The sequence below is a fragment of the Flavobacterium sp. ZB4P23 genome (assembly GCF_003970375.1).
Lineage (GTDB): Bacteria > Bacteroidota > Bacteroidia > Flavobacteriales > Flavobacteriaceae > Flavobacterium.
On record NZ_RYDK01000005.1, the window covers coordinates 280,034 to 293,012 of the forward strand.

Genomic DNA, 12,979 nt, shown 5'->3' on the forward strand with positions numbered 1-12,979 from the left:
CATACCTAATTTAATATTTTTTAAACCATTTTTAAGAACTACAGCTTAACATAGAACACCCCACTTTATCTCTGGCCCAATCGGGTCTTTTGGCAAACCACTTTTGAAAATTTGGTTGTTCATCATACGGCTTTTTAAGCATTTCGAATAATTCGTTTAGCAACGAATAATCTCCTTTATCCGCGTCATCAATACACAATTGTGCCATATAATTCCGCAATACATATTTTGGGTTCACGGCATTCATTTGATTTTTTCTTTCTGTATCCAAAAGTATTTCTTCATTGATTCGAATGCTGTATTTCTCCAACCAATCGTACCAATCTTTCAAGACCGTTTCATTTAAATCCTTTTCATTGTAAAAAGCGTCTTTTATTGAACCGAAAGCGGTTATTACAGGATCAGCTTTGGTCACATCACTCAGATTTCTAAAGAAAATAGTCATATCTGTTTCTACCCGTTCCAGCAATTGGGTCAAACTCTGAATCAAAACAATATCGGATTCCTTTTTAATTTGGAAACCGAGTTTATTTCGCATCATATCCAAATACTCCTTTTCGTATTCCGTACTAAAAGCGTCCAAAATAGTTTCAAGTGGTTTGGCCTCATGAATTAAAGGATACAACGCATTCGCCAATTGATACAAATTCCAGAGTGCAATTTCAGGTTGATTGCCAAAACGGTATCTTTTATGTTGACTGTCCGTTGTATTAGGTGTCCAGCCGGAATTATAATCTTCCAACCAACCGTAAGGCCCATAATCAATCGTGATCCCGTGAATAGACATATTATCAGTATTCATAACGCCATGAACGAAACCAACGCGTTGCCAGTGTACAATCATTTTAAGTGTAGTTCGGGTTACTTCCTGAAAAAAGGCGAGATATTTTTCGATACCTTCCCCTTGAATGTGAGGAAAATGATGTTTGATCATAAAATCAGCCAGTAATTTGAGATTAACATAATCTTCTCGAGAAGCAAACATTTCGAAACTACCAAAACGGATAAATGACGGAGCCACTCTGCAAACGATAGCGCCTTTTTCATAGGCAGGATTTCCATTATACATTACATCGCGCAATACCTGATCACCAGAAAGCATAAGCGATAGCGAACGTGTTGTGGGAACACCTAAATAATGCATGGCTTCAGCGCATAAATGTTCCCGTATGGAAGAACGCAATACCGCAAAACCATCTGCAGTTCTGGAATATGGAGTTGGACCTGCTCCTTTTAGTTGTAAAGTATATATCTTATTTTCATGAATAACTTCGGTGAGATTGATGGCGCGACCATCTCCCAATTGTCCGGCCCAATTCCCAAATTGATGTCCGGCATAACACAAGGCAAAAGGATTTGTTTCCGGATAAATGGTGCTTCCTGAAAAAATGTGCAAAAAATCAGCTAAAAGTAGGTCTTCATCAGAAATGCCAATGGCATGAGCCACTTCATTAGAAGCATGAATTAGTGATGGGTTGGATGGTTTTTTGGGCAACACATACGAATATGCCGATTGCTGAACCTGTCTTGGTGTATTGATTTCAATGGGGTCAGCCGGTAATTCAGAAGTGAAATTATTTTTTATGTGGAGTTTCATAATACTAAAAAACATTAAAAACAAAGATAATTGTTATAAGCCAGAAAACTTTGCACTTTCGATTATTATTATGATTTGTTCGGTCAAAATAATTAAAAATTAATCCAAAAAAAATCCTGTTTGCCCAGCAAACAGGATTTTTCAATATATAACAATTTTCTAATTAAGAAAGTGCAGCTTTTACTTGATCTGCAGCTTCTTGAAATTCAACAGCAGATAAAATTGGCATTCCTGAATTATCAATTAATTCTTTTGCAATAGCTGCATTGGTACCTTGTAAACGAACAATGATAGGCACTTTAATGGCGTCTCCCATATTTTTGTATGCATCAACAACTCCTTGAGCCACACGGTCACAACGAACGATTCCACCAAAAATATTAATCAAAATAGCTTTTACATTTGGATCTTTTAAGATAATACGAAAAGCAGTTTCAACACGTTTTGCATCAGCAGTTCCACCTACGTCAAGGAAATTAGCAGGTTCAAAACCAGCATATTTAATTAAATCCATAGTTGCCATCGCTAAACCAGCTCCGTTCACCATACATCCTACTGTACCGTCAAGATCTACATAGTTCAAACCTACTTCTTTTGCTTCCACTTCGATTGGGTTTTCCTCACGAACGTCACGCATATCAGCATATTTCTTTTGTCTGTATAAAGCATTATCATCGATATTTACTTTAGCATCTACAGCCATAATTTTATTGTCAGATGTTTTCAAAACCGGATTGATTTCAAACATCGACGCATCAGAACCTATGTACGCATTGTACAAAGAATCGATGAATTTAACCATTTCTTTGAAAGCATTTCCAGAAAGACCTAAGTTAAAAGCAATTCTTCTGGCTTGAAAACCTTGCAGTCCAACAGAAGGATCCACTTCTTCGGTAAAAATTAAATGTGGGGTGTGCTCCGCAACTTCTTCAATATCCATTCCACCTTCAGTAGAATACATAATCATGTTACGACCTGTAGCTCTATTCAATAAAACAGAAACATAAAACTCAGAAGTTTCACTTTCACCAGGATAATAAACATCTTCAGCGATTAAAACTTTATGTACTTTCTTACCTTCCGCAGAAGTTTGAGGTGTAATCAATTGCATCCCGATGATTTGTTCTGCAATTTCTTCTACTTGTTGTAAGTTTTTTGCTAGTTTAACTCCACCACCTTTTCCGCGTCCACCTGCATGAACTTGGGCTTTTACAACATACCAACTTGTACCAGTTTCGGTAGTTAATTGTTTAGCAGCAGCAACCGCTTCTACTGGACTATTAGCAACGATTCCGCGTTGAATGCGAACCCCGTAACTAGCTAAAATCTCTTTTCCTTGATATTCGTGTATGTTCATAATATAGAATTTGTCTGGATTCTGAATTTATTCCAGAATAAAAGTGCCACAAAAATAGCAAAATTAAACGTAACTGTTATTTTTTTTTTGATTTAAATGGTGTCTAAATTTCAATAGTCCAAACGAAACTACAACTCCTTTCAAAATAAAAAAATATAAAGATTAACTCCAAATTTGTTATAAATTCAAAAGCAAAATGATCAGTAAAATATTTCTTTCAAAACTATCAATCCATCGGCTTCTATTTGGTTTTCTCGTTGTAGAAAAATCAAATCGAATGCGTTAAAATCCTATTATTATGTTTTATTTAACCTTTTTCTACTATAACTGTAAAAACAAGCCGTTTTTAACTTTTACACCTATTATATGTTACTAAATCTTTAATTTTGTATAAAAAATATTAAGCATGAAAGTTAAAGAACAAGGCCTTTATTTGCCCGAATTTGAACACGACAATTGCGGAGCAGGATTCATTTGTAATCTAAATGGAATCAAATCAAATGATATCATACACAAAGCATTGGATATTCTAATCAAATTAGAACATCGGGGTGCGGTGAGTTCAGATGGCAGAACGGGAGATGGAGCGGGAATATTATTTGATATCCCTCATGATTTTTTTAAGAAAGTTTGTGATTTTGAAATCCCCGAGACAAAACAATATGCCGTAGGAATGGTCTTTATGCCCAAAAGTAAAAACCAAGTTGTTTTTTGTAAAACGACTTTCGAAACTTCGATACGCGATCAAAATTTAGAAATATTAGGATGGAGAGACGTACCGGTTGATGCCACTAATTTAGGACGAATTGCCGGTGAGAAAGAACCAACCGTGAAACAAGTGTTTGTGGGTAAAAAAGGCTTAGACCTAACGGAACAACAATTTAATGCTAAATTATTTGCAGCGAGAAAAATTGCAGAACATGCGATCCAAAATTCAAGGATTTCAGAAAGCCACATGTTCTATTTTTCCAGTTGTTCCACCACCACAATCATCTATAAAGGATTATTGATGCCGGAAGACATCAGTAGGTATTATACGGATTTATTAGATGACGATTTGGTAACCCGATTAGCTTTGGTTCATCAACGTTTTTCCACCAACACATTCCCATCTTGGGAATTAGCGCAACCGTTCCGTTACATGTGCCACAATGGTGAGATCAATACACTACGTGGAAATATTAGTCGCATGCGTGCTCGTGAGGAATTGATGAAAAGTGATGTTTTTGGTGACGATATCAAAAAATTATTTCCAATCATTTTAGAAGGAAAATCAGATTCTGCTTCAATGGATATGGTAATTGAACTGTTATTGATGACAGGCCGCTCCTTGCCGGAAGCTATGATGATGGTTGTCCCTGAAGCGTGGGAAAAACACCAGACGATGTCCGCCGATAAAAAAGCTTTTTACGAATACAATGCTTGCATCATGGAACCTTGGGATGGCCCAGCCTCTATTCCTTTTACTGATGGTAATGTTATTGGTGCTTTGTTAGATAGAAATGGATTGCGTCCTTCTCGTTATACATTGACTAAAAGTGGTTTCGTAATTATGTCTTCAGAAATTGGTGTTCTTGATATTAAACCCGAAGATGTAGTGCAACATGGTCGTTTAGAACCCGGAAAAATGTTTCTCGTGGACATGAATGAAGGCCGGATTATAGAAGATGACGAGATCAAAAATGCAATTGTCACAAAACGTCCTTATCAGCAATGGCTGGATGAAAATTTAGTACAATTATCTCAAATACCGTATACTCATAATCAAATTCCTGTAGAAAATATTGATTTTGAGACCAGACAAAGACTCTTTGGATATACACTAGAAGACTTAAAGACCATCATAAATCCTATGGGAATCCAAGGGGCAGAGGCATTAAGTTCTATGGGAAATGATACTCCTTTAGCGGTTTTGTCAGATCAGCCACAGCTTTTGTACAACTATTTCAAACAGTTATTTGCTCAGGTTACCAATCCACCATTAGATGGTATTCGCGAAGAAATCATTACTGATATTAGCCTGGCTATTGGGGGAGATTATAACATATTTGACATTGTTCCAAAACATTGTAAGAAACTAAAAATTCAAAATCCAGTAATCTCAAATGAGGATTTAGATAAAGTAAAAAATATTGATCATGCTGATTTCAAATCAGTAACAATTACAACTTTATACGACATCGAAAAAGGAGTAAATGGTTTAGAACGCGCTTTAGAAAGAGCAGTTCAAGCTACTTTCAAAGCCGTTTCTGAAGGGTGTAATATTGTAATCATTTCGGATAGAGGAGTAAGCGAAAAAATGGCTCCAATCCCAATGCTATTGGCTTGTTCCTATATTCATCATTCGATGAACATCCTGAAATCTCGTTCTAAGTTTGGAATCATCATTGAATCTGCAGAGCCACGAGAGCCGCATCATTTTGCCTTATTATTTGGTTATGGTGCCAGTGCAATCAATCCTTATATGGTAAATGAAATCATTCATAACCAGGTAAATGAAGGTTTTATTACTGGTATTAAAGCAGATTACGCCATTAAAAATTACAATAAAGCGATTGCTAAAGGGATCCTGAAAATCATGAATAAAATTGGTATCTCTACGCTACATTCGTACAGAGCAGCACAGATATTTGAAATTTTGGGATTAAATAAAACATTCACTTCTAAATATTTTCCCTACACTCCTTCCAGAATTGAAGGAATTGGTCTGATGGAAGTGGAAAAAGAAATCAAGAAAAGATACCAGAAAGCTTTTCCAAATTCGAAAGTGAGTAATTTACTGCCTCTGGAAATTGGCGGAATTTACAGATGGAGAAGATCAGGAGAAAAACACATGTTTAATCCAACAACGATTTCTAAATTACAACAAGCGGTACGTTTAAATAGTCCTGAAAGTTATAAGGAATACTCTGATATGGTTAATGACCAAAGTGAAAATCTAATGACAATTAGAGGTTTGTTTGAGTTCAATAATCTGGATCCTATTTCAATTGATGAAGTCGAACCTTGGACCGAAATTGTAAAAAAATTCAAAACTGGAGCCATGTCCTATGGTTCAATCAGTCAGGAAGCCCATGAAAATCTAGCAATTGCTATGAATAGAATTGGTGGAAAAAGCAACTCTGGAGAAGGTGGAGAAGATCCAAAACGATTCCAAAAAGACTTAAATGGAGATTCAAGAAATAGTGCTATCAAGCAAGTCGCTTCCGGAAGATTTGGAGTTTCTATTAATTATCTGACCAATGCCAAAGAGATTCAAATAAAAATGGCTCAAGGTGCAAAACCCGGAGAAGGTGGACAATTACCCGGCGAAAAAGTAGTGCCTTGGATTGCCGAAGTACGAAATTCTACTCCTTATGTTGGATTAATTTCGCCTCCACCCCACCATGACATTTACTCTATTGAAGATTTATCCCAATTAATTTTTGATCTAAAAAATGCCAATCGTGAAGCCAGAATTAATGTAAAATTAGTTTCAGAAGTGGGCGTTGGAACGATCGCTGCCGGTGTTGCCAAAGCAAAAGCCGATGTGATTTTGATTTCAGGATACGATGGAGGAACTGGAGCTGCACCATTAACTTCACTACAACACACCGGTATTCCATGGGAACTTGGCCTTGCCGAAGCGCAACAGACCTTAATCTTGAATGATTTAAGAAGCCGTGTCGTATTAGAATGTGACGGACAATTGAAAACAGGACGTGATGTAGCTATTGCAGCTTTACTTGGAGCTGAAGAATTTGGATTTGCGACTGCTCCTTTAGTCGCATCCGGTTGTATTATGATGAGAGCCTGTCACTTGAACACCTGCCCCGTAGGTATTGCGACACAAGATCCAGAACTGAGAAAAAATTTCAAAGGAACACCGGAACATATTATTAACTTTATGTATTTTATTGCTGAGGAGTTAAGAGAAATCATGGCGCAACTTGGATACAGAACCTTAAAGGAAATGGTGGGACAATCTCAGAAATTAAATGTCAATAAAGCCATCAAGCATTATAAAGCCAGCGGATTAGATTTATCGGCTATTTTGTATAAACCTGAAAAAGCAAAAGAGGTTCCAAACCACAATACTACAACACAAGATCACGCACTAGAACACGTGCTTGACTTTGACATCATAAAAGCCGCTATTCCATCCATTTACAGGAAAGAGAAAACGAGAGTTACATTTGATATTAAAAATACAGATCGTTCCGTTGGAGCTATATTGAGTAATGAAATTTCAAAAATATATGGTGCACAAGGATTACCAGATGATACCATATTGGTAGATTTCACAGGTTCAGCAGGTCAAAGTTTTGGTGCTTTTGCAACTAATGGCTTGTCCTTTAAAATACATGGAAACTGTAATGATTATTTAGGAAAAGGACTTTCTGGTGCAAAATTAATTATTAAAGTTCCTCCTACTGCTACTTTTAAACCAGAAGAAAACATCATTATTGGTAATGTAGCACTGTATGGCGCTATTAGTGGCGAAGCCTATATTAACGGTATGGCGGGAGAACGTTTTTGTGTTCGAAACTCGGGAGCAACAGCTGTTGTTGAAGGAATTGGAGATCATGGATGTGAGTATATGACAGGTGGAACAGTGGTGATCCTTGGCAAAACAGGAAGAAATTTTGCAGCAGGAATGAGCGGTGGCATTGCGTATGTTTTTGATCCAAATAGAAAATTTGACGCTACTCTTTGTAATATGGAAATGGTCGCTTTTGAAACATTAGAAGATGATGACTTTACTAAACTGAGACGTTTAATAAAAAATCATTCATTGTACACCAATAGTCCACTTGCAAAAAGAATTTTAGAAGATTGGGAAAACCAACGCAACCATTTTGTCAAAGTGATGCCTACTGATTACAAAAAGGCATTAGAAAGATTAGCCGAAGAAAAAAAAATTGAAGAACTACTAGCACTATAGTTATGGGAAAGATAGGAGGATTTAAAGAATATAATAGAACAGATGAAAGCACTGTACTAGTTGAAGAGCGTGTATCAAATTACAATGAGTTTACAATTCAGTTAGAAAAAGATAAAATTAAAGAACAAGGATCCAGGTGCATGGATTGTGGGATTCCTTTTTGCCACAGCGCCTGTCCGTTGGGAAATTTAATTCCTGATTTTAACGATATGGTGCATCAGGAAGAATGGGAAGGTGCCTTGAAAATATTACAATCAACCAATAATTTTCCTGAATTTACGGGTCGTTTATGCCCCGCTCCATGTGAAAAGTCATGTGTTTTAGGAATTATAAGTGAGCCAGTAGCAATTGAAAATATTGAAAAAAATATTATCGAAAGAGGTTTTGCTGAAGGTTGGATCAAACCACAACCACCAGAAATTAGAACAGGGAAAACAGTGGCCGTTATTGGCTCCGGTCCTGCTGGATTAGCAGCAGCACAACAGTTAAATCGTGCAGGACACACAGTTACCGTTTTTGAAAGAGACAACGCCATTGGTGGATTACTACGTTACGGAATTCCAAATTTCAAATTAGAAAAAGGAATTATCGACAGACGTGTTGCTGTTTTAGGAGCTGAAGGAATCACTTTTAAAACGAATATAAATGTTGGCGTAAACTATAGTGTTGAAGAATTGAACGCTTTTGATTCAATCGTATTATGCGGTGGCGCCACAGAAAGAAGAAGTTTGCCTACCAAAGGAATAGAAAGTCAAGGAGTAGTGCAGGCAATGACTTTCTTGACACAACAAACTAAATCACTATATGGTGAAGTAATTCCAGGTCAAATAATGGCTACCGGTAAGGATGTGATCGTTATAGGTGGCGGAGATACTGGTTCTGATTGTGTGGGAACATCAAACAGACATGGGGCTAAATCAGTGACTAATTTTGAGATTTTACCTAAACCACCCGTTGGAAGAAGTGAAACTACCCCTTGGCCGTTTTGGCCATTACAATTAAAAACGTCCTCTTCTCATGAAGAAGGGTGTAATAGAAACTGGTTGATCAATACCAAAGAATTCATTTCTAATGAAAGCGGCCAACTTGTAGGTTTAAAAACCGTTGAAGTGGCTTGGAAAATGACACCGGGACAAAGACCTGAATTGATAGAAAAAGAAGGTTCAGAAAAAATTTGGCCATGTGATTTAGCTTTATTGGCACTTGGATTTACGGGTCCTGAAAAAACATTAAGTGATCAATTAGGATTAGAAACTGATATGAGAAGCAATTATAAAGCAACAAATTATCAAACGAATGTTCCTCATATATTTACTGCAGGTGACATGCGAAGAGGACAATCTTTAATTGTATGGGCAATATCTGAAGGTCGTGAGGCAGCCAGAGAAGTTGATAAATACTTGATGGGGTATACCAATTTACCTACCAAAGGAAATGGTGATTTACCCAACTTATAATTCTTGCTACCATTTTGTAACCCTTGACAGAAAAATTTGTCAAGGGTTATTTTTTTTTAAATCAACAATAGATGTTCAAATTATAACTTTTTGTTAGAATTTGTTAGAATTCAGTTATTAGCTTGTAGGACTAAATAAAGAGTAATAAATTTGCTGAAAATTAATAACCATGCAATCAAAAGACTTACTACAATTAGCAGAACAATTTGGCAGTCCAATATACGTTTATGATGCCGAAAAAATACAATCTCAATACAATAGATTAACTAAAGCTTTTTCTAAAGTAGATACATTACGCATCAATTATGCCATGAAAGCATTGTCAAATGTTGCAATACTCCAATTATTAAAGGATATGGGAGCTGGTCTAGATACCGTTTCTATTCAAGAGGTGCTATTAGGCCTTCATGCCGGTTATGCACCCGAAAAAATATTTTATACTCCAAACGGAGTTTCTCTCGAAGAAATTGAAGAAGTAAACGCGATGGGAGTTCAAATAAATATTGATAATTTATCAATATTAGAACAATTTGGGACTAAACATCCTAACGTACCTGTTTGCATTCGAATCAATCCACACGTAATGGCTGGTGGAAATACGAATATTTCTGTAGGACATATCGATAGTAAATTTGGAATCTCGATTCATCAATTGCCACACCTTGTTCGTATTGTAGAAAACACCAAAATGAATATTGTAGGCATTCACATGCACACTGGTTCTGATATTTTAGACATCGAAGTCTTTTTATATGCTGCCGAAATATTATTTGATGCGGCTAAAAACTTCAAAAATCTTGAATTCCTAGACTTTGGAAGTGGATTTAAAGTGCCATATAAAAAAGACGATATCGAAACGGACATCGAAGAATTAGGCAAAAAATTATCCAAAAGATTCAATGCGTTTTGTACTGAATATGGAAAAGAATTAACCTTGATATTTGAGCCCGGCAAATTTTTAGTTAGCGAGGCTGGCTTCTTTTTAGCTAAAGTTAATGTAGTAAAACAAACCACTTCGACTGTTTTTGCTGGAATAGACAGTGGTTTTAATCACCTTATCAGACCAATGTTGTACGGATCGCAACATTATATCGAAAACATCTCTAACCCCAAAGGAAAAGAACGTTTTTACTCCGTAGTAGGATACATTTGTGAAACGGATACTTTTGCAAACAACAGAAGGATTTCAGAAATCAAAGAAGGGGATATTTTATGTTTTAGAAACGCCGGAGCCTACTGCTTCTCAATGGCATCAAATTACAACTCCAGATACAAGCCAGCAGAGGTTTTATGGCTAAATGGGGAAGTCCATTTAATCCGTGCCCGCGAGAGTTTTGAAGATTTACTTAAAAACCAGATTCCGTTACCCATAGCAGCGACAGTCTAAAATAGGAATCCCATTTGTCCATGCAAATGGGGTTTTTTTATTATTAAACCCATAGCAATTTGAAACCTGTTTCATTCCAAAAAAATAATCAATCCTTAACATACTGCGTGAAGTAGTTTCTTTACATTTGGAATTCTTACAAAAAAAGAAACAATGAATAGACGGAAATTTTTCAAGAATGGTTCTTTATTTGCAATTGGCGCAACTGTACTAAATCCTTTTGAAGGCAATGCACAAAATAAATTTTAGCCTAAACAAGACTCTGAAAATCCTGTAAAATAAAAAACGCCTGTCTTTATCGTAAAGACGGGCGTTTTATTATTAAACTCGACTTAGGTTTATTTATCGTCATCTAAAAGTGTGTCTAACACTTCAGACTCCGTACCATTTGGAAAAGGAATTTTTAGCATTTGTGAAAGTGTAGGAGCAATTTGCGTAATATACTTTTTAGCATGCAACTCCCCTTTAGGAACTTTCCAACCATAAAAAAGCAACGGTACATGAGTATCATAGCTATTAAGTGTTCCGTGCGTAGTTCCGGTAGCTTGATACTGTATATAACCCGCCTTATCTAACACCACAATTTCACCGTTTTGTCTCGGATCATATCCCTTAGAAATAAAACTCAAAAAATAATCATCTCCGGAAGAAGCTAAAATTTCTTCCTCAGTATACACTCTTTTAACTTGCTCCTGTGTCATCAAAAACGTCTTAAAACTTTGTTTTACAACATTCATATCCAATCCTTTATTCTTAATAATTTCTGTATTAAAAAACAGATTAAAATTAGAATAATCCAAAACTAAATCAGCACCGAAACTTTCGTTAGAAAACTTTTTCAATGCTGTAACAATATCTTTAGAAGGTATATTTTTTACATTGTATTTATTATCTTTTAAATAATTTGGATTTTCGGCGCCTGCATGATCAGCAGTCAAAAAAAGCAAATAATTGTCTTTTCCAACCGTTTTATCTAAGTAGGTTAAAAACTGAGCAATAGTCTCATCTAAACGTAAATAAGTATCTTGCAACTCCATAGAACGAGGCCCAAAAGTGTGACCAACATAATCAGTAGAAGAGAAACTAACAGTCAAAAAATCTGTTATATCATCTTTTCCGAGGGATTCATTTTCTATAGCTTTCATCGCCAAGTCAGCTAAAATATCATTGCCAAAAGGAGTAGAACGTAAAATATCAGCCCCTTTTTCTTTATAAATTTCTTTCAAATCATAAGGAAAAACAGGTCTTTTAGTTTTATCCAATTTTCCTTCATATGGATTATCATCTGCAAGACTTTCATTATAAGTAGCAACCGGCTTAAATAAATCCCAGCCTCTATTGATATAATTCATATATCGTTTTTCTTCATTGAATTCTGTAACCCAATCCGGTAATGCTAAACCATAAAAAGTACTTGAAATAAAGGCTCCTGTTTTACTGTACCAAAAAGCCCAATTGGCAAAGTGACCTGCTGGTAAAATGGCACCACGATCTTTGATACTCAACCCGATTACTTTGCCTTCAAAATTTGTTGCCATTCTTAATTCATCAGTGATGGTGGTGCTTAAAAGGTTTTTTGGAGACATAGCCCCCTCATTTTCTAAACCATCCCCAACTGTTTTCACAGAGGCATCGTCAGTGCAATACAAATCCTTTCCTGTCGCTTTATTAAACCAATCATTCCCTACAATGCCATGAGTAGATGGTGTAGCTCCAGTAAAAATACTGGCATGACCAGGGGCAGTATAGGTGGGTACAAAATTATAATGCATGTTATGAAAAGTGTACCCCTTATCCATTAATCTTTTAAATCCATTTGATGAAAAATCATCCGAAAAACGATATAAATATTCCATTTTCATTTGATCCACAACGATACCAACTACTAATTTGGGTCTTTGTTGCGCTTGCAAATTTGACATAAGAATAAAGACACAAAACAAAAATATTTTTTTCATAATAAAAATTTTAATGTTACAAAAGTACATTTTTGATTTCGAAAAAACTTAACTATGGAAAATCTACAGATAAATTTAACGGTAACATAACCATTACAATCCTAGTAGCATGAAAACAAGTCAATAAAATTCTCAAACTATTAAAAAACTAATTTAATTAAAAAAATCTCGTTAAAAAAACTGCACCATAATAATAGAAATGGACATTAACAAAGAAAGGCAACGAACCGAGCCCGCAGGGCGAACACGTGGTATCTATAAACAAAAGAACCCCAGTCTTTTCAGACTGGGGTTCAAAT

General features: G+C 35.9%; 6 protein-coding genes. 3 read left to right on the forward strand and 3 right to left on the reverse strand.

What is annotated here, in order from left to right; translation table 11 throughout:
- Positions 1–31: 31 nt before the first annotated feature.
- A complete protein-coding gene (locus tag EKL99_RS10515) occupies positions 32–1,600 on the reverse strand; it encodes a YdiU family protein (protein WP_197037235.1) in 1,569 nt (522 codons plus the stop codon).
- A 160-nt stretch (positions 1,601–1,760) separates the two neighbouring features.
- Entirely contained in the window at positions 1,761–2,954 is a 1,194-nt protein-coding gene (gene sucC, locus EKL99_RS10520; RefSeq protein ID WP_126460171.1) for an ADP-forming succinate--CoA ligase subunit beta, read from the reverse strand.
- Positions 2,955–3,360: 406 nt separating this feature from the next.
- On the opposite strand from sucC, the gene gltB reads away from it, so the two are divergent.
- The 3 genes from gltB to lysA all read left to right on the forward strand — a co-directional run bounded on the left by gltB (position 3,361) and on the right by lysA (position 10,722).
- Complete coding sequence (gene gltB / locus EKL99_RS10525) at positions 3,361–7,878, forward strand: glutamate synthase large subunit (protein WP_126576915.1); 4,518 nt, start codon at positions 3,361–3,363, stop codon at positions 7,876–7,878.
- Between the two features lie 2 nt (positions 7,879–7,880).
- Positions 7,881–9,335: a glutamate synthase subunit beta gene (locus tag EKL99_RS10530; protein WP_126576916.1), complete on the forward strand. Its 1,455-nt coding sequence runs from the start codon at positions 7,881–7,883 to the stop codon at positions 9,333–9,335.
- Positions 9,336–9,504: 169 nt separating this feature from the next.
- Positions 9,505–10,722, forward strand: a complete 1,218-nt coding sequence (gene lysA, locus EKL99_RS10535; protein WP_126576917.1) for a diaminopimelate decarboxylase — start codon at positions 9,505–9,507, stop codon at positions 10,720–10,722.
- 338 nt (positions 10,723–11,060) lie between these two features.
- On the opposite strand, the gene pafA is transcribed toward lysA, so the two are convergent.
- A complete protein-coding gene (pafA, locus tag EKL99_RS10540; protein ID WP_126576918.1) occupies positions 11,061–12,680 on the reverse strand; it encodes an alkaline phosphatase PafA in 1,620 nt (539 codons plus the stop codon).
- Positions 12,681–12,979 lie beyond the last annotated feature (299 nt).

What these genes read in the sequence shown, in the direction of transcription:
- lysA (WP_126576917.1), top strand. Translation starts at nt 9,505, where the DNA reads ATGCAATCAAAAGACTTACTACAATTAGCAGAACAATTTGGCAGTCCA.
- pafA (WP_126576918.1), bottom strand. Translation starts at nt 12,680, where the DNA reads ATGAAAAAAATATTTTTGTTTTGTGTCTTTATTCTTATGTCAAATTTG.
- EKL99_RS10530 (WP_126576916.1), top strand. Translation starts at nt 7,881, where the DNA reads ATGGGAAAGATAGGAGGATTTAAAGAATATAATAGAACAGATGAAAGC.
- sucC (WP_126460171.1), bottom strand. Translation starts at nt 2,954, where the DNA reads ATGAACATACACGAATATCAAGGAAAAGAGATTTTAGCTAGTTACGGG.
- gltB (WP_126576915.1), top strand. Translation starts at nt 3,361, where the DNA reads ATGAAAGTTAAAGAACAAGGCCTTTATTTGCCCGAATTTGAACACGAC.